Source organism: Streptomyces sp. NPDC030183 (genome assembly GCF_055573455.1).
Genome location: NZ_JBVIBK010000008.1, coordinates 262,946 through 280,032, shown reverse-complemented (window position 1 = coordinate 280,032; position 17,087 = coordinate 262,946). Strand labels below are relative to the sequence as shown.

The window sequence follows — 17,087 nt, the reverse complement described above, 5'->3', positions numbered from 1 at the left end:
ACTCCGCCCTGCCCGACGGCATCTCGCGCCCTTCGCTGCCGGCGTGGTGCCCATCGCTGTCGTGGCCACGGCGACCGCCGCCGCTGCCGTTCATCCCGACTCCCCCAGCGTCCGGGCGCCGTCTTCCGTCACACCCTCGGCGCTGAGCAGCTGGGCCAGCCGCTTCAGCCCCCGGTGGGTGGCGGTGCGGACCGCGCCGGGGCGTTTGCCGAGGACACGGGCCGCGGCGGGGCCGTCGAGGCCGACGACCACCCGCAGCAGTACGGCCTCGGCCTGGTCGCGGGGCAGCCGGGCGACGAGCCCGAGGGCCTGCACGGTGGAGAGCGACTCCAGCGCCTGGTCATGGGTGTCGTGGGCGCCGGGCAGCTCCAGCAGGTCGTTCTCCAGGGCGGTCGCCCGGGGCCTGACCTTCTGACGCCGCAGGTGGTCGAGGGCGCGGTGCCGGGCGATGGTGGCGGTCCAGCCCCGGAACCCGGCCCCGTCGCCCTTGAACCGCCCGAGGTCCCGCGCGATCTCCAGCCAGGCGTCCGAGGCGACGTCCTCCGCGTCGTCCCCCACGATGCCGCGCAGGTACCCGAGCAGCCCCGGCTGCACCAGCCGGTACGCCACCGCGAACGCGGCCTCGTCGCCCTCCTGTGCCCGCGCGACGGCCACGCCCAGTTCCCCGTCGAACGCCTGCACGCGGCGAGGTTCGCCTGCCTGGCCCAAGAGCTGTCCTAGTCCGTACGACGTCGCGGTCCGGGGACCCGCCCCACCCTCTCGGGATCGTCACCGGGCCCCACGGGTTTCTGCGTCGCGCCCCGCGGAAGTGTCACAGAGCACCGGACGGACCCGTCGGAGATCACCCGTAAGAGGGAGCAACGGCCGTTCGCATGACTTGAGTCACACGTCTGCCGCCCGATGGTGATGTTCGCGGCGGCTTGTGCTTCGAATAGAAGGCCACTCTTGTGCCGGGTGGTGTCTTCGCGTCGTTCGGGTAGGGGTGGGGCATTTGATTCGCGGTAGGAGCCATGCGTACCGGCCGATGAGTGCGAAGCGGAGGGCGTGGCTGACACTCGGCGCGGCCGTCGCGGGCGGCGCGAGCGTGGTGTCGTACGCCGTGGCCGGCCCCCAGGACGGGACGGTTCCGTCCGCCGCGGGGGCCCAGCGCCCCGCCCAGGTACGCGACTTGGCGCTCACGTCCGCCGCCGACGGGCGCCCCGCACTGGCCCGCACCCGCACCGCCGGCTTCTCCCTCCTCGGCGTCTCCTGGACCGACGCCGCCGCCCGGCTGGACGGCATGCCCCAGGTGCGCACCCGGGACGCGGTGACCGGCCGGTGGAGCGCCTGGCGCGACCTGCGCCCCTCCGCCGCCCTCCCCGGCGGCAGCCGCGGCACCTCCGAGCCGCTGTGGGTCGGCCCCAGCGATGGCGTCGAGGCCCGGGTCGTCACGGCCGGCGGAGCGCGGAAAGGGCTCCCCCAGGGGCTGCGGGTCGACCTCGTCGACCCGGGCACGACGGGCGCCGGCATGCGCAACGCGGCCTTCGTCACCGACGACCCGCCGGTCGCGGTCACCTCCACCGTCACCCGGCCCCCGATCGTCGGCCGGGCCCGGTGGGGCGCGAACGAGGCGACGGTGGCCGGGTCGCCGCAGTACGACGACAGGGTCAGCGCGGTGTTCGTGCACCACACGGGCGGCACCGACGCCTACAGCTGCGCGGAGTCCCCGGCGCTGATCCGCGCGCTCATGGCGTACGACACCGAGACGGCCGGACTCGGCGACCTCCGGTACAACTTCGTCGTCGACAAGTGCGGCCGGATCCACGAGGGCCGCGCGGGCGGCGCCGACCTGCCGGTGCGCGGCGCGCACACCCCCGGCTTCGACCGCGCCTCGACGGGCGTCGCGGTCCTCGGCGACTACGACGGCGCGGCGCCGACCCGGGCCGCCGTGGAGTCCGTGGCCCGGCTCGCGGCCTGGAAGCTCGGCCAGTACGGCGGCGATCCGACCGGCAGGGTCACCCTGACCGCGTCCGAGGACAGCGGCGTGTACGAGCAGGGCGAGCCGGCCGAACTGGACGTGATCTCCGGCGGCAAGGACGCGGCGTCGACCGCTTCCCCCGGCGCGAACCTGTACGCCGAACTCCCCGAGATCCGCCGCTACGCCGCCTCCCCCGCCCGCAACTCGGCGATCCCGACCGCCGACTACACCGGTGACGGTGTCAGCGACCTGGTCGCCGCGACGCCGGGGACCGGAAGCGGTGTGCTCACCCTCGTGCCGGGCGGGACCGGCGGCCCCGTCTCCTCCGCCAGGCTCCGCCTGGACCAGGCGAGCGCGGGCGTGCCCGGCGCCGCCGAGTCCGGCGACCAGTGGGGCTCGGCCACCGCGTGGGGCGACATCAACGGCGACGGCTACGCGGACCTCGCGGTCGGCGCGCCCGGCGAGGACGACACCACCGGGCACGCGGACCGCGGCGCGGTGACGATCCTGTACGGGCCCTCCTTCACCGCCGACGCCGACACGATGGCCCTCGGCGACGACTACGAGCCGAACGGCGCGCGGTTCGGCGCGACCGTCGCGGTCGGCGACTTCAACGCCGACGGCAGGGCGGACGTGTTCACCGCCGCCACCGGGACGGGCGGCAACTGGGCGGCCCGGTTCAACGACGGGCACGAGGTCGCCGGTGATCTCACCACGGCCACGGGCCCGTTGGCGTACGCGGACGCCGCGAGCGGTGACTTCAACCGGGACGGGTACGCCGATGTGGCCCTCAACTACCGGGACGCGTCCGGGACCGGCAAGGTGACCTGGTTCAAGGGCTCCCGGTCGCTGGGGCTCACGAAGGTGGCGACCCTGACCGTGAAGGGCGGCCGCGCGCTCGCCACGGGCGACGTCGACGGCAACGGCTACGACGACCTCGTCGTGGGCCAGCCGTACACCGGGGAGTCGGGCGGCGACGCGGGCGGCCAGGTGACCGTGGTCCCGGGCTCGGCCACGGGCCCCACCACGACCGGCGCGCGGACGGTCCACCAGGGCACGGCGAACGTGGAGGGCGCGTCGGAGGCGTCCGACGGGTTCGGGGCGTCGGTGTCCGTCGGGGACGTGGACGCGGACGGCTACGCGGACATCCTCACCGGCGCGCCCAACGAGGACATCACCCGCGCCGGGACGAACCGCGCGAACGCGGGGTCGGTGTGGCTGCTGAAGGGCACGGCCACGGGGCCGACGGGCAACGGCTCCCTCGCCCTCTCCCAGGACTCGCCCGACGTCGCCGGTTCCACGGAGACGGACGACAAGCTGGGCTCCGCCGTCTCCCTCACGGACGTCACGGGTGACGGCCACGCCGATCTGCTGATCGGCGCGGAGGGGGAGGACGCGGGGAACGGCACGGTCCTGTACGTGCCGTCGCCCGGGGGCACGCCGACGACGACGAAGTCGACGTACTACGGCGTGGCGCAGCTGGGCACGGCCACGGGGGCGCGACTCGGACAGCGCCTGACCCCGTGAGGGGCGAGGGCGCCCAGTAGCTCGGCGGTAGGAAACCACGAACCACCCGCACCCGCCCGACAACGGTGGACCCCGAGCTACTGGGCGCCCGGCCTCCCGCGGAGCGCATCGCGGCACAGCAGCCGCAGCGACCCCTCGCCCGTGTAGCAGCGGCGCGCCTCGTCGAAGGGGTCCCAGTAGCGGCCGTCCCAGGTGCGGACCCAGTGCCCGCCCCCGCTCTCGACCCACTCGCCGCCGGACGACCGCACGACGACCTCGCCGCCGTAGGCGCCGAATCCCCGCAGGACGCGCTCCACGGCGGCGTACGGCGCCCCCTCCTGCCGTATCTCCTCGATCATCCGGTCGACCCGCCACAGGCTCTGCGCCGAGTAGTCGAGGCGCACCCGCGCCCCTTCCCGCATCACCGCCACCGCGTCGGCCGCCCATCGCACAGGCTTGGCCGCGCTTCCCGACCGTCGTGCGGGCCCTCCGCTCTCACCCAACGAACCGACCGACCTGACCGAAACGAATGTCTGCTGTGCGCTCACACCCGTACAAGCGCTCGTCACACGCCTCGCGTCACACGATCCGGGGCCCTTCGGCGACACCGGTGCAGGACCCCCACACCCGCCCGCAGGACACCCACAGAACCCGCTCGGAAAGCCCGGTTTACGGGCCGCGCGGCAGCGCCCCCGCCCCGGTCCCCCCTGCCCCTAGGCCCTGTCGTCACATTCCCGCCGTCGCCCGGAGGGCGGCCCCGCGGCGTCAGGCTGGGCCTAGCCCTGTACCCCGCGCGCCCGCCGTGACACGACGGCGCGCAGGACCCGCCGTCCCTCCGTGGAGACGTCGAGCGCCTGCCGGACGGCTCCCGCGCCGTGTCCGGCGATCAGTTCCAGGACGACGACCTGGCGCCGGAGTTCGGCGGCGACGAGATGTGACGCGCCGTCGGTGCGCCCCTCCCGGCACGCGTCGACGGCCTCCGCTCCCCCGCGGTCCAGCGGATCGAGCAGCTGATGGATGCGCAGCGCGGCGACGGAGCACACCTCGGCCCACTCGCGCAGACCCTCCCCCGACCGCTCGTCGGGCACCGCGTCGAGCATCCGACGGGCGAGCCCGACGACGTCCTCCCCCTCGGCGACGCCCTTCCCCTCGGCGACGGTGTCGCAGGCCGCGGAGCCGTCCTCCAGCTCACCGCGTATCTTCGCGACCCGTTCGCCCCAGCCGTCGCCGTCGTCCACCAGTCCGGCCCACAGCGGGCGCAGGACCTCGTCGTCGCCGCCGAGAAGCGGTACGCAGCGGTCCAAACAAGCCAACCCGCTTGCCGCCAGACCGCGTTCATCGGCCTGGGCGATCAGCTCCACCAGGCTCATCACGCCTCCCTCGATCCTGCTCGTCCTCGCTCGACAGGGCCCCGCAACCGAGAACTTCCCGGCGTTCCCCCCAACGCCCGCTAACGGAACCCGCACTTCCCCTTACTGCGTGCAACGGGCCGGGATTGTCACAGCGGTACGACCCCGAGCCGGTCGAGCAACCGGAAGAGGATATTTTCAGCCAGTGGGCCCGCCGGTCCAGGTTCCGCGGCGAGCACGTCGGCCAGGTCCTCCTCGGTGGCGATCCGCCCCGCCTCGGCCGCCCAGGCCACGGCCCGCTCGGCGGCGTCACGCGGTTCGAGGAAGTAGTCGTCGACGGTGAGTCCTTGGCCGCCGTCCCCGAGGTAGTCGGCCATGGCGGTCCGCGCCAGACAGGTCGTCCAGCCCCCGCTCTCCGGCCCGGCGGCCTCCACCACCACGCAGTCGCTGTCCATGACGTAGCCGAACAGCGCGGGCGAACCCGTCTCCCGCGCCAGCGTGTTCATGCTCCCGACGTGACCGTCACCGTCACCGTCACCGCCGCCGCCCGCCGCCCCGCCGCCGTGGGCGCCTCTCGGGCAGGCCCAGACCTGCCAGCCGTCGGCCGCCACCGTCCGCGGCGTCATGCCCCGCGCCCCGGCCAACGCGTCCAGCTCCGCGAGCGGCCGTTCGCTGCGGGCCACGACGTAGTACCCCCAGTACCCCATGCCGCGAATACACCACAGCCGCACGGCGGCCCGCCCCCGGAATCGGGCAATCCGCCCGATCACCCGATGTCGGCTTCGGGGCGGCACAGGGGGGAAGGGTCAGACCGCGACCGGCTCCTGCACGGGCGGACCGCTCCGCGCCTTGTCGTCCTGCATCCGGGTGAGCGTGAGGACGAAGAGGATCGCGAGCACGGCGGTGGGGATCTCGAAGGCGTCGGCGAACAGCACCAGCTGGGTGGCCGAGTGCAGCTCGTCCGCCGTCTCGGCCCTCGCGTAGAGCCGGGTGCCCCCCTGGCTCACCATGTTGCCGATCAGCCAGAACGTCCACCAGGCGTTGACGAGCGCGTGCGACCGGCGCTTCGCCCACGGGCTGCTCGCCTCCCACACGTCGGCCGCGATCCGGCGCGGGAACCAGAGGTTCACGATCGGCACGAACCAGCCGCCGATCGCCCAGCCGCGCTTCTTCTCGTGACCGAAGGGGTCGAACACCTCGGCGTTGACGCGCACCCGGTGGAACCAGACGAGGAACACGACCACGGTGGCGAGATAGGCGACCGACTGCGCCACCCCGGTCATGGCGGACAGCGCGTCGGCCCGGTCGGCGTCGGCCTCGACCGACGAGCCGTACGCGCCGTCCAGCATCCGGCCCAGGACGTCGAGCATGGTGAGGTCCGCCCACACGGCGACCAGGTCCGTCAGGGCGACCACACCGAGCAGGATCGCCACGGCACGCCCGAGCCCCACCGGCGACCGCAGCCAGGCCGCCGGGGCCCCCGGGCCGAACGGCGGCGCCTGCCCGGCCTGCGGCACCTGCCCGGCGTACGGGAGCGGCGGCGCCTGCGGCAGGCCCTGCGGCAGGCCCGGGCCCACGTCCGGGTGCAGCTCCTCGGCCTCACAGGCCCGGCAGAGCTGTCCCCCCGGTGCCGCCTCGAACTGCCGACAGCGTGTACAGGTCATGCCCAAGCCCCCCAGTGAAGGAGCCGAGCGCGGTCCTCCCCAGACCCGGACGCTCGGCGATCAGAACAGGCGGAACATATGGTTCACCGGGCCCGCCCGTCCACTCCTTTCCGTCGGCCCACCCGCCCCGGCCGCTTCGGCTCACCCGCACCGGCCGCGTCGGGCCACCCGCCGCGTCAGCTCACCCGTCCCGCCAGCGCCCGGAACTCCGTCCAGGACAGCGTCGGCTTCGCCGGGTCCCACAGCTTCTGCGACAGCGCCCGCAGCGGCATGCGCACCCCGGCCGCCACCTGGGCCTCGGTCTGCCGGTTCGCGAGGTCGCACCAGACGGCGAAGACACCGCCGAGGATCTGCTTGTCGTACTGCGCGGGCACGGCGGTCGTGCCGCGCAGCACCCGCGGGGTCCACGACTCGTAGATGCGCTGCCCGGTCGGGTAGAAGAACTGGTTGGGCTCGCCGAGCACGTAGTAGAGGTACTCGTCGTTGTAGTTGACGACCTGCCGCCCGGCGCTGAGGTACTCGACCGGCTGCCGTGCCCCGATCTCCTTGCCGGTCCAGTAGGCGACCTGGATCCGCTTGTCCGCCTGGACGCGGCCGCCCCGGAAGAACCCGTCGTTCCACGCCCGTACCGTCCGGTCGTGGCCGCGCATCACCGCGGCCCGGTCGTTGAGCCAGCCGGTCGCCAGGTCCGCCACGGTCGCGCCCGCGCCGTACTTCGCCCGCGCGGCGGCCGCCAGCTGCGGGTAGGACGCCTCCGGGTTCGAGGCCATCAGCGCCCGGTACTCGTCGCCGCCGAGGTGCCACTGGGCGCCCGGGAAGAGACCGGCGTACTCGTTCAGGAGTTCGTCGACGGTCTTCGCGGCGGCCGGCTTGGAGATGTCGACGGCCCCGCGCGCGGCGACGCCCTGGGCGTTGACCAGCTGCAATCCCGGGTTCCCGGCGATCACGGCCCCCAGGTGGCCGGGCGAGTCGATCTCGGGGACGACCTCGATGTGCCGGCTCTCGGCGAGCGCCACGATCTTCCGTACCTGCGCCTTGGTGAGGTGCTGCCGCGACACCACCTCGGGGTGGGTCGAGGACTCGATCCGGAAGCCCTGGTCGTCGGAGAAGTGCAGGCCGAGCTGGTTGTACTTGAGGTCGCCCAGTTCCCGGACGCGGTCCTCGATCCAGCCCGCCGTGAAGTGCTTGCGCGCGATGTCGAGCATGAACCCGCGCTGCGGCTTGGCCGGCTCGTCCTTGATCACACCCTCCGGCGCCGTGTCGCCGCCGCGCACCGTCTGCTTCAGGGTCCGGGTCCCGTAGAAGACCCCGGCCTCGGCCGGCGCGGCGATCCGGACCCGCCGGTCCTTCACGGTCAGCGTGTACGCCTCCGAGGCGGACTTCCCCGACCCGGTGAGCGCCAGCTCCACATCGCCCTCGCGGGGCTTCTCCTCCCCCGCGTACGTCAGACCCAGCTCCCCGGCGGTCAGCCGCCCCTCGTCGGCCAGCGCGCCGTTGCGGACGACGAGCCGGGCGCCCTCGGCGGGTCGCCAGCCCGGACCGCGGGCCGCCTCGTGCTGCCGTACCGCCGGGATGGTGCGCGGCTTCTGCGACAGGGCGTACGAGCGCGAGGGCGAGGGGGACGGCGTGGGGGACCCCTTGGCGGCGCTCACGGGCGACCGCTCCTGCGAGGGCTGCGAGCCGCCCGCCGTCCGGGCGTCGCCGCCCGGCCACACGGTCACCGCCACGGCGACCGCGCCACCCGCCAGGACGACCCCGGACCCCAGGAGCAACCCTTTCGACGTAATCGCCGTCCTCCTGCCGGGGGCACGACGCCGGCCACGGCTCACGACGCGCTCCCGGCCCCGGTCCGCATCCGCCACATGTCCCTCACCTCTCTGCCGTCCTCTCCCCGTACCTCCCCCTCGAACCTACGACGTCCGACCCTCCCACCAGTCCACCACAGGTTCCGAAACCTGCCCGACCGGGTGAATTTCGGGCATCGAACGGACAGCTCATGACCCCCCTCGATAACGTGGTGGCACATCTCGCACACCCCACCCCGCAGACCCCTACTCGCCGCCGAGGAACCACGCTGCCTCCGCACCGTCTCCCCCATCTCCCCGGCCGGGTCACCCTTCCGGAGCAGGCGCACACCCCGAGTCCCCTTGCCCTGGAGCGGTTCAACCACGCACCCGAGGACGCCCTGCGGCGGTCCCTCCTCACCTGTCTGCGCAGCCTCCGCTGGGCCCACCGGCTCACCGACCACCGCCCCTACCCGGACGTGGACGCCCTGCTCGCCGCCTCCGACGAGGCCGCGTACGACCTCACGGCGACCGACCTCGCCGAGGCCCTCGCGGGCGAGACCCTGCCCGTCCTGCCGGACGACACCTACGGCGTGGCCCACACGGCGCTGAGCGCCGCCCACGCGGCCTACGAGGCCCGCTTCGGCCATGTCTTCGTCCTGTGCCCCGACGGCGTCCCGGCCCCCGAGCTGCTCGGCCACACCCTCGAAGCCATCCGGTCACGGCTGACGCACGATCCGGAGGAGGAGCGGACGGTGGTGGCGGAGGAACTGCGGCGCCTGGCGAGAGAACGCCTGATCGGCCTGCTCCGGGCCCCGGGCCCGTGACACCCCGGATGCCGCCCGATACTCACCCTTACGTGCAGCCTTCGATGCCAGTTTGATCACACCGCCATACCCGGCTTAAGCGCCGCACGCACACGTCGCTACGATGGCCAGGGCCGGTGGACCGTACCCGGCCGGGTCAGACCGACAGACAAGCCGGCCGGCCCCAATCCCGCTCCCGGAGGGTTCTTCCGTGCCGGCTGGAACGCTGTACCGCGGCCGGGAAGGAATGTGGTCCTGGGTGGCTCATCGAGTCACCGGCGTCCTCATCTTCTTCTTCCTGTTCGTACACGTGCTGGACACCGCTCTCGTCCGTGTCTCCCCCGAGGCCTACGACAAGGTCGTGGCCACGTACAAGACGCCGATCGTCGCGCTGCTGGAGTACGGCCTCGTCGCCGCCATCCTCTTCCACGCGCTCAACGGCCTTCGAGTGATCGCCGTCGACTTCTGGTCGAACGGCCCGCGTCACCAGAAGACGATGCTGTGGATCGTCCTCGGCGTCTGGGCCGCGCTGATGATCGGGGCCATGTACCCCGTCCTCGGTCACGCCGTCCGTGAACTGTGGGGGAGCTGACAGCCATGTCCACCACTGAGACCACCGCCTCCGGCATCGGCCCCGTCGAGGGCTCGGGCAACCTTTCGGGCTACAGCCCGGAGAACCCGGCGCCGCTCATCGAGCCGCCCCGCAAGCGCACCAAGAAGACCCCGAAGTCGACCCGCGGCAACTTCGAGATGGCCGCGTGGCTGTTCATGCGGCTGTCCGGCGTCGTCCTGGTCGTCCTGGTCATCGGCCACCTCCTCATCCAGCTCGTCCTGGACGGCGGCGTCTCCAAGATCGGCTTCGCGTTCGTCGCGGGCCGCTGGGCGTCCCCCTTCTGGCAGGTCTGGGACCTGCTGATGCTGTGGCTCGCGATGCTGCACGGCGCCAACGGCCTGCGCACGGTCATCAACGACTACGCCGAGCGTCCGAACACGCGGCTGTGGCTGAAGGGCCTGCTGTACACCGCCACGGTGTTCACCATCCTGCTGGGCACGCTGGTGATCTTCACCTTCGACCCGAACATCCGCTAGGCACGGGGCTGAGGCAACCGATCATGAAGATCCACAAGTACGACACCGTCATCGTCGGCGCCGGCGGCGCCGGTATGCGCGCCGCGATCGAGTCGACGAAGCGCAGCCGCACCGCCGTGCTGACCAAGCTGTACCCGACCCGCTCCCACACGGGCGCCGCGCAGGGCGGCATGGCCGCCGCGCTCGCCAACGTGGAGGAGGACAACTGGGAGTGGCACACCTTCGACACGGTCAAGGGCGGTGACTACCTGGTCGACCAGGACGCCGCCGAGATCCTGGCGAAGGAGGCCATCGACTCCGTCCTCGACCTGGAGAAGATGGGCCTGCCGTTCAACCGGACCCCGAACGGCACCATCGACCAGCGCCGCTTCGGCGGTCACAGCCGCAACCACGGCGAGGCCCCGGTCCGCCGGTCCTGCTACGCGGCCGACCGCACCGGCCACATGATCCTCCAGACGCTGTACCAGAACTGCGTCAAGCACGGCGTGGAGTTCTTCAACGAGTTCTACGTCCTCGACCAGCTGATCACCGAGGTCGACGGCGTCAAGAAGTCCGCCGGTGTCGTGGCCTACGAGCTGGCGACCGGCGAGATCCACGTCTTCCAGGCGAAGTCCGTGATCTACGCGTCCGGCGGCTGCGGCAAGTTCTTCAAGGTGACGTCCAACGCGCACACCCTCACCGGTGACGGCCAGGCGGCCGTCTACCGCCGGGGCCTGCCGCTGGAGGACATGGAGTTCTTCCAGTTCCACCCGACCGGCATCTGGCGCATGGGCATCCTGCTGACGGAGGGCGCCCGCGGTGAGGGCGGCATCCTCCGCAACAAGGACGGCGAGCGCTTCATGGAGAAGTACGCGCCGGTCATGAAGGACCTCGCGTCCCGTGACGTCGTCTCCCGCTCCATCTACACGGAGATCCGCGAGGGCCGCGGCTGCGGTCCCGAGGGCGACCACGTCTACCTGGACCTGACGCACCTCCCGCCGGAGCAGCTGGACGCCAAGCTCCCGGACATCACCGAGTTCGCCCGGACGTACCTCGGTATCGAGCCCTACACGGACCCGATCCCGATCCAGCCGACCGCGCACTACGCCATGGGCGGCATCCCGACCAACGTCGAGGGTGAGGTCCTGGCGGACAACACCACCGTCGTGCCGGGTCTGTACGCCGCCGGTGAGGTCGCCTGTGTCTCCGTGCACGGCGCCAACCGCCTCGGCACGAACTCGCTGCTCGACATCAACGTGTTCGGGCGCCGGGCGGGCATCGCGGCCGCCGAGTACGCGCAGAAGGCCGACTTCGTCGAGCTGCCGGAGAACCCGGAGTCCCTGGTCGTCGAGCAGATCGAGCGGCTGCGCTCCTCCACGGGCAACGAGCGCGTGGCGGACCTCCGCCGTGAGCTGCAGGAGACCATGGACGCGAACGTCATGGTGTTCCGCACCGAGCAGACGATCAAGACGGCCGTCGAGAAGATCGCCGAGCTGCGCGAGCGCTACCGGAACGTGGCGATCCAGGACAAGGGCAAGCGGTTCAACACCGACCTGCTGGAGGCCATCGAGCTGGGCAACCTGCTCGACCTGGCCGAGGTCATGGCGGTCTCCGCGCTCGCCCGCAAGGAGTCCCGCGGCGGTCACTACCGCGAGGACTACCCGAACCGCGACGACGTCAACTTCATGCGTCACACCATGGCGTACCGCGAGGTCGGCGACGACGGCTCCGAGACCGTCCGCCTCGACTACAAGCCGGTCGTCCAGACCCGCTACCAGCCGATGGAGCGTAAGTACTGATGGCTACCCCTGTTCTGGACAAGGCCGAGGCAGCCTCCGCCGCGTCCCCGTACATCACCGTCACCTTCCGGGTCCGCCGCTTCAACCCCGAGGTCGCGGCCGAGGCGGTGTGGGAAGACTTCCAGCTGGAGATCGACCCCAAGGAGCGTGTCCTCGACGGTCTGCACAAGATCAAGTGGGACCTGGACGGGACGCTGACCTTCCGCCGCTCCTGCGCTCACGGCATCTGCGGTTCCGACGCCATGCGGATCAACGGCAAGAACCGTCTGGCCTGCAAGACGCTGATCAAGGACATCAACCCCGAGAAGCCGATCACGGTCGAGCCCATCAAGGGCCTCACGGTCCTGAAGGACCTGGTCGTGGACATGGAGCCGTTCTTCCAGGCGTACCGGGACGTGATGCCCTTCCTGATCACGAAGGACACCAACGAGCCCACGCGTGAGCGGCTTCAGACGGCGGAGGACCGCGAGCGGTTCGACGACACGACGAAGTGCATCCTGTGCGCCGCCTGCACGTCCTCGTGCCCGGTGTTCTGGAACGACGGCCAGTACTTCGGTCCGGCCGCGATCGTCAACGCCCACCGCTTCATCTTCGACTCGCGTGACGAGGCCGGCGAGCAGCGGCTGGAGATCCTCAACGACAAGGACGGCGTGTGGCGCTGCCGCACGACCTTCAACTGCACGGACGCCTGCCCGCGCGGTATCGAGGTCACCAAGGCGATCCAGGAGGTGAAGCGGGCGCTGATCACGCGCCGCTTCTAGGACTGCCCGGCCTCACCTGGCCGTACGACGCTGAGGGCCCCGCTCCGGGATCGGAGCGGGGCCCTCAGCGTCGTCGCCGTACCTCACCGGGCCCGAGGGGCCCGGGCGCGGTGTCAGCCGCGCAGGACGCGGCCCTGCGCGTCGGTGCGGTCGTTGCTGGTGAGGAACAGGATGCCGTCGATCAGGGACCAGAAGCCCAGACCACCGCAGGTGAGCAGCTGGGCGACACCCACGCCCACGGAACCGACGTAGAAGCGGCCGATGCCGAGCGTGCCGAGGAAGAGCTGCAGAACGCCGGCGACGATCTTCGACTTGTCGGAGTAGGGACGGCCCTGCGGGTCGTAGCCGAAGGGAGCGTCAGGGGTGGGGACGGTCATGGAAGTAACTCCTGGATGTACTGACTGAAAAGGCCGAAGCGGATTGCTCCGGGGTAGTCCAGGAGGGAAGGCGCGGCGAAAACCGGCAGCAATCGGGCACGGCGAACACCGGCCGACGATCGAGCACGACGTTATCCCCCGTCATCCCCCCTGTCGCCGTTGCAGCGTAGTGAGGCGCATGGGACGGATGGGAGGGGAAACAGGCGATCGTTCCGATTCCGTGATCCGGTTCCGGCCAAGTTGCGACAACTGCGCGACATAAAGCGGGCGTAAGGGATTTACGACAGCCCACGGTGGGAAGAAGCGGTGATTCGGCGGAGGCGCCCCGGCCGTTCAGTGCAGGTTGCGGACGACCGTCCAGGTCACCGCGATGCCCAGGATCAACGCCTGGGTGCGGGGCTTCAGTCGGGGACGCCAGCGGCGTCCGCGCACCCCCTCGACGAACCAGCGGCCGAGCAGGGCGAGCGCGAAGGGCGCGGCGAGCAGCAGCACCCGGTTGTCGTGCCAGGCGGCGGTGAACTGGCCGTGCATCAGGTCGTACACCATGCGGGTGCCGCCGCAGGCGGGGCAGAGCAGCCCCGTGACATAGCGGAACGGGCACTGGGGCAGCAGATGGCCGGGCTCGTGCGGATTGGTGCCGTACAGATGGGCGGCGCCCGCCAGCCCGGCGGCGGCCACCGCGAGGGGGGCCGCCGCCGGGTGTCGCAGGACGGCGGGGCCGCGCTCAGCCACGCAGGACCCGCCCGTTGGAGTCCGTGGTGTTGCTGCTCGTCAGCAGGATGATGCCGTCGACCAGCGCCCAGATGCCGAGGCCGCCGCAGGTGAACAGCTGCGCGAGGCCCAGCCCGACGTGGCCGATGTAGAAGCGGCCGACACCGAAGGAGCCGAGGAACAGCGACAGGATGCCGGCGACGATCTTCGACTTGTCGGAGTACGGGCGGCCGTACGGGTCGTACCCGTACGGGGCGTTGGGGTCGCCCGTGTACGCGCCGCCGACCGGGGGCGCCTGGTAGCCGTAGCCCGGCTGGGCGCCCTGCGCGGGGTAGCCGTAGCCCGGAGCGGCGCCCGGCTGCTGGTACGCGTCCTGCGGGTAGCCGCCCTGCGGGGCGCCGTAGGGGTTGGCGCCCGGCGCCTGGCCAGGAGCCTGGTTCGGGTACCCGTAGCCGGGCTGGGGCGGCTGCGGGGGCTGAGCGGGCTGCTGGGGCTGCTCGGTCACGGTACTGACTCCTGCGTGTTGATTGCTTGAGCGGCTGAATATGGGCTGTCCGTCATATTGCAGGAGAGGGGGGCCCGGAGAGAAGTTGTTACCTCGCGGTCACAGCCGGCTGAGGATCGTCGGGTCCGTGATCTCCCTGTCCTTGGCGAGCAGCATCGCCTTGCTGAGGATCACCGCGAGCATGCGGTCGCCCTCATAGGGGAGACAGCCACTCTGCGCGGTTCGGTTCCCGTCGACGCCCAGGGTGGCCGATTTCGGCACGATCCACGAGTACTGGGTCGTTGGGCGACATCAGGTGCTGCCGGACCCCAGGTGGATCTTGTAGGTGTGTCGCTCCCCTTGACGTGCAGGAACCGCCCCTCCAGGGTGCACCGGTCGGCGATGGCGAGCCGGGGCGCGAGCCGCTGGAGCAGCGTGCGACGGGTCTGGGCACTTTGGTCCAGCTCACCGAAGCCGTACGAGGTCCGGTACTCGCGGAACCGGCCGCCGGGGCCGCCGTCCTGCCGGGTCGGGCGCGCAGCGCCGGCTCGGTCTGCGTCTCGGGGTCGATCCGGCGGGTCTCGCCCAGCGCGTAGCCGTTGAGCACGCGCTCGGTGTCCTCGGGCTGCACGAGGCCCTGGAACAGCTCGTGCTCGGTACGGGCGTTGAACTCCGCGACCTCCTGGACGACGCGTCGGCGGATCAACTCACCCACGTCCCGCCGCTCCTCGGCGATATCGAGCCACCGGCTCCCGCCCGCACCCCACTCATCGTCACGTCGACGAACAACACCGTTGCCCTTGGGGGGACAGTAGGGGGGACCACTGACGACGGCCGCGGAACGCGGGGACGCCGGGTGGCTGAATTGATGCGTAACTACTGTGACGAGCAAGGGAGTTGATTACAGACTTCGCCCATGAACTCCCTGAGGAAAGCCGCCGCCGCACTGTCGGCCGCGGCCGCGATCCTGATCGCGACACCCCCCACTGCCTCGGCGACCCCCGCCCCGCACGACTCGTACGGCGGGACCTTCGTGAAGGAGAACTTCAACCGGCTCCCCCTCGGCCCGGTCACCGGCGGACGGGGCTGGACCACCGACACCGCGAACGGTTCGCTGACCGTCGAGCGCGCCTCCGACGGACGCGGCCGCGAACTGCGCGTCCGCACCGAGGGCAACGGCCGGGCCTTCGTCGTCTTCCCGAACCTGACCCCGCCCGGCAACAGCTTCTGGGCCCGGATACGGCTGCGCGTCGACCGCTTCCCGACAGCGCCCGACTGGGCCCACTGGACCCTGGCGGAGGCGTCCGGCTCCGACTCCCCCACCCTGGTCCGCCCGCTCGGCGGCCAGTACGCCCCCACGGACAAGGGCAACTTCTACGGCGTCGGCTCCGACCTCGGCCCCACGGGCGACTGGACCAACTGGCGCACGTCCGCGCCGGCCGCCGACGGGGCGTGGACCTGCGCGGAGTTCCACCTCGACGCGACGGACAACCGGGTCACCGTGTACCTCAACGGCGTCGAGCAACCTGACCTGACCGTCTCGACGAAGCAGCACGGCGGCACGGCGGACGACTTCGTCTTCCCGACCTTCGACAAGCTGAAGCTGGGCTGGCAGCTGTACCAGGCCAACCCCAGCCCGTCGTCGTACGACGTACGGATGGACGACATCGCGCTGGGCACGCGGCGGGTGGGGGGCTGCGGGTCCTGAGCCGGGGCAGGCGATGCGGGCGGGTCGGGGGGCGGTGCGGTCCTGAGAGGACCGCTGGCCTCCCGGTTCCGCATGATTTCTTCCCCGTCTCGAGCGGATGACCTGGGGGTGCCCCGGCGCCCGCGCCGCCTGGGCAGGCGCAATGCCTGGTCGTGAGCGGGCGGCACGTCTGCATGACGTGGTACGGGGAAACGGACTCTACGTCTGGGTCGGCACTGTTACAGAGCAAATGCCCGATAGTGAGACGAAACCTGCACGGCCCGGAACGGCGTCAAGCCCCGAGCTAGCCTTCAACCACAGCAAAGCTCCGGCGCCTACGAGCCACACGTTGAGCCCTCGAGGCGCGCAGGTGGCATCCCCACCATCACGAGTGGTAGGTGATGTTTACGATGACGGTATCCGGCGACAGCCCATCCACGTAAGAGTTGAAAAATTCAATGTACTGCTCGTGTGGCATAGATTCCCTGGAAATCCACTCTCCGTCGAGGGTCAACAAAGCGTCGCGCGCCAAGGCTTCATAGACCTTCCCCTGCACGAAGCGCTCGCTCCCCACGCTGAAATCCCCTACCGCTTGGTCTCCGAAACGGGAACGGAGTTCAGGTCGATCCAGAATCGCACGCACGAGTGGTTGATCCACGTACTTACGCCATGCAGATCCGGCATGAAGAACCGTTGCATTCGGATCTTCGGCCATCAGGTCTGCCAAGCTGCGCGCCACAGGGAAAGCAGCGGCGAGTTCTTCCCACTCATTCCATAGGGCGTGAGCCGCTACAGCCGACCGGGATCGCTGCATCTGGATATCCAACAACTCCAACGGGCCTCCGGAGCAACAACCCGACGGAAGCTGGTAGTCGGTTTGACGCGGTGGATCATAATCCCGTATCAGACGCTGATCTCGCTCACATCCAGGCCTGATAAGGAACTCCCGATGCGCGGAACCCAATGTCCAAGCGTCCCACTCGCCGGAAGAAAGGTCATCACCTACACCGTTACGATCAAAGGGAGCAATGACCTCAGCAATAACTTGCCGCACATCCTCGGATTCTGACAGCGGTTGCAAACACACGGTCAGTACCTCTCTAGACAAAGCAACTCCCGACAGCGTCACCCACT

General features: G+C 71.0%; 18 protein-coding genes. 7 read left to right on the top strand and 11 right to left on the bottom strand.

What is annotated here, in order from left to right; all coding sequences use genetic code 11:
* Positions 1-90 precede the first annotated feature (90 nt).
* Positions 91-708, bottom strand: a complete 618-nt coding sequence (locus ACZ4Z2_RS12590; RefSeq protein ID WP_468075059.1) for an RNA polymerase sigma factor — start codon at positions 706-708, stop codon at positions 91-93.
* Positions 709-1,024: 316 nt separating this feature from the next.
* Between ACZ4Z2_RS12590 and ACZ4Z2_RS12585 the strand changes: the two genes are divergently transcribed.
* Positions 1,025-3,484 carry an FG-GAP-like repeat-containing protein gene (locus tag ACZ4Z2_RS12585; RefSeq protein ID WP_468075057.1) on the top strand — a complete coding sequence of 820 codons (2,460 nt, stop codon included), beginning with the start codon at positions 1,025-1,027 and terminating at the stop codon, positions 3,482-3,484.
* Positions 3,485-3,561: 77 nt separating this feature from the next.
* Here the strand turns inward: ACZ4Z2_RS12585 and ACZ4Z2_RS12580 are convergent, their stop codons facing one another.
* From ACZ4Z2_RS12580 to ACZ4Z2_RS12560, 5 genes are all read right to left on the bottom strand, one after another.
* Positions 3,562-3,966, bottom strand: a complete 405-nt coding sequence (locus ACZ4Z2_RS12580) for a hypothetical protein (protein ID WP_468075056.1) — start codon at positions 3,964-3,966, stop codon at positions 3,562-3,564.
* A 273-nt stretch (positions 3,967-4,239) separates the two neighbouring features.
* A complete protein-coding gene (locus tag ACZ4Z2_RS12575; protein ID WP_468075054.1) occupies positions 4,240-4,833 on the bottom strand; it encodes a hypothetical protein in 594 nt (197 codons plus the stop codon).
* Positions 4,834-4,961: 128 nt separating this feature from the next.
* Positions 4,962-5,519 (bottom strand): hypothetical protein, encoded by a 558-nt coding sequence (locus ACZ4Z2_RS12570; RefSeq protein ID WP_468075052.1) that lies wholly within the window; start codon positions 5,517-5,519, stop codon positions 4,962-4,964.
* A 99-nt stretch (positions 5,520-5,618) separates the two neighbouring features.
* Positions 5,619-6,476 (bottom strand): DUF4328 domain-containing protein, encoded by an 858-nt coding sequence (locus ACZ4Z2_RS12565; RefSeq protein WP_468075051.1) that lies wholly within the window; start codon positions 6,474-6,476, stop codon positions 5,619-5,621.
* A 176-nt stretch (positions 6,477-6,652) separates the two neighbouring features.
* Positions 6,653-8,248 (bottom strand): beta-N-acetylhexosaminidase, encoded by a 1,596-nt coding sequence (locus ACZ4Z2_RS12560; protein ID WP_468075049.1) that lies wholly within the window; start codon positions 8,246-8,248, stop codon positions 6,653-6,655.
* 224 nt (positions 8,249-8,472) lie between these two features.
* On the opposite strand from ACZ4Z2_RS12560, the gene ACZ4Z2_RS12555 reads away from it, so the two are divergent.
* The 5 genes from ACZ4Z2_RS12555 (at position 8,473) to ACZ4Z2_RS12535 (ending at position 12,694) form a co-directional block, all read left to right on the top strand.
* A complete protein-coding gene (locus ACZ4Z2_RS12555) occupies positions 8,473-9,087 on the top strand; it encodes a 2-oxo-4-hydroxy-4-carboxy-5-ureidoimidazoline decarboxylase (protein WP_468075047.1) in 615 nt (204 codons plus the stop codon).
* Positions 9,088-9,277: 190 nt separating this feature from the next.
* Positions 9,278-9,658 (top strand): succinate dehydrogenase, cytochrome b556 subunit, encoded by a 381-nt coding sequence (gene sdhC / locus ACZ4Z2_RS12550; protein WP_468075045.1) that lies wholly within the window; start codon positions 9,278-9,280, stop codon positions 9,656-9,658.
* Between the two features lie 5 nt (positions 9,659-9,663).
* On the top strand, positions 9,664-10,155 hold the full coding sequence (locus ACZ4Z2_RS12545; protein ID WP_468075043.1) for a succinate dehydrogenase hydrophobic membrane anchor subunit: 492 nt from the start codon (positions 9,664-9,666) through the stop codon (positions 10,153-10,155).
* 23 nt (positions 10,156-10,178) lie between these two features.
* The gene (gene sdhA, locus ACZ4Z2_RS12540) at positions 10,179-11,933 is read left to right on the top strand and encodes a succinate dehydrogenase flavoprotein subunit (protein ID WP_468075041.1); all 1,755 of its coding nucleotides are present in this window, start codon (positions 10,179-10,181) and stop codon (positions 11,931-11,933) included.
* Positions 11,933-12,694 (top strand): succinate dehydrogenase iron-sulfur subunit, encoded by a 762-nt coding sequence (locus ACZ4Z2_RS12535; protein WP_099969588.1) that lies wholly within the window; start codon positions 11,933-11,935, stop codon positions 12,692-12,694. Before sdhA ends, ACZ4Z2_RS12535 begins: the two co-directional genes overlap by 1 nt.
* A gap of 113 nt (positions 12,695-12,807) precedes the next feature.
* On the opposite strand, the gene ACZ4Z2_RS12530 is transcribed toward ACZ4Z2_RS12535, so the two are convergent.
* From ACZ4Z2_RS12530 to ACZ4Z2_RS12515, 4 genes are all read right to left on the bottom strand, one after another.
* Complete coding sequence (locus ACZ4Z2_RS12530) at positions 12,808-13,071, bottom strand: TM2 domain-containing protein (RefSeq protein ID WP_338896439.1); 264 nt, start codon at positions 13,069-13,071, stop codon at positions 12,808-12,810.
* A gap of 333 nt (positions 13,072-13,404) precedes the next feature.
* Positions 13,405-13,803, bottom strand: a complete 399-nt coding sequence (locus ACZ4Z2_RS12525) for a DUF2752 domain-containing protein (protein WP_468075038.1) — start codon at positions 13,801-13,803, stop codon at positions 13,405-13,407.
* Positions 13,796-14,287: a TM2 domain-containing protein gene (locus tag ACZ4Z2_RS12520; RefSeq protein WP_468075036.1), complete on the bottom strand. Its 492-nt coding sequence runs from the start codon at positions 14,285-14,287 to the stop codon at positions 13,796-13,798. The genes ACZ4Z2_RS12525 and ACZ4Z2_RS12520 overlap by 8 nt, the downstream gene beginning before the upstream one ends.
* 99 nt (positions 14,288-14,386) lie before the next feature.
* Positions 14,387-14,548, bottom strand: a complete 162-nt coding sequence (locus ACZ4Z2_RS12515) for a DUF7737 domain-containing protein (protein ID WP_468075034.1) — start codon at positions 14,546-14,548, stop codon at positions 14,387-14,389.
* Positions 14,549-15,182: 634 nt separating this feature from the next.
* Between ACZ4Z2_RS12515 and ACZ4Z2_RS12510 the strand changes: the two genes are divergently transcribed.
* Entirely contained in the window at positions 15,183-15,974 is a 792-nt protein-coding gene (locus tag ACZ4Z2_RS12510; RefSeq protein WP_468075032.1) for a hypothetical protein, read from the top strand.
* 364 nt (positions 15,975-16,338) lie between these two features.
* Here the strand turns inward: ACZ4Z2_RS12510 and ACZ4Z2_RS12505 are convergent, their stop codons facing one another.
* Positions 16,339-17,082 (bottom strand): hypothetical protein, encoded by a 744-nt coding sequence (locus ACZ4Z2_RS12505; RefSeq protein WP_468075030.1) that lies wholly within the window; start codon positions 17,080-17,082, stop codon positions 16,339-16,341.
* Positions 17,083-17,087 lie beyond the last annotated feature (5 nt).

Excerpts from the sequence above, each read along its gene's own strand:
- ACZ4Z2_RS12585 (WP_468075057.1), top strand. The coding sequence starts at position 1,025 with ATGAGTGCGAAGCGGAGGGCGTGGCTGACACTCGGCGCGGCCGTCGCG.
- ACZ4Z2_RS12575 (WP_468075054.1), bottom strand. The coding sequence starts at position 4,833 with ATGAGCCTGGTGGAGCTGATCGCCCAGGCCGATGAACGCGGTCTGGCG.
- ACZ4Z2_RS12570 (WP_468075052.1), bottom strand. The coding sequence starts at position 5,519 with ATGGGGTACTGGGGGTACTACGTCGTGGCCCGCAGCGAACGGCCGCTC.
- ACZ4Z2_RS12565 (WP_468075051.1), bottom strand. The coding sequence starts at position 6,476 with ATGACCTGTACACGCTGTCGGCAGTTCGAGGCGGCACCGGGGGGACAG.
- ACZ4Z2_RS12555 (WP_468075047.1), top strand. The coding sequence starts at position 8,473 with ATGACCCCCCTCGATAACGTGGTGGCACATCTCGCACACCCCACCCCG.
- ACZ4Z2_RS12545 (WP_468075043.1), top strand. The coding sequence starts at position 9,664 with ATGTCCACCACTGAGACCACCGCCTCCGGCATCGGCCCCGTCGAGGGC.
- sdhA (WP_468075041.1), top strand. The coding sequence starts at position 10,179 with ATGAAGATCCACAAGTACGACACCGTCATCGTCGGCGCCGGCGGCGCC.
- ACZ4Z2_RS12535 (WP_099969588.1), top strand. The coding sequence starts at position 11,933 with ATGGCTACCCCTGTTCTGGACAAGGCCGAGGCAGCCTCCGCCGCGTCC.
- ACZ4Z2_RS12530 (WP_338896439.1), bottom strand. The coding sequence starts at position 13,071 with ATGACCGTCCCCACCCCTGACGCTCCCTTCGGCTACGACCCGCAGGGC.
- ACZ4Z2_RS12510 (WP_468075032.1), top strand. The coding sequence starts at position 15,183 with ATGAACTCCCTGAGGAAAGCCGCCGCCGCACTGTCGGCCGCGGCCGCG.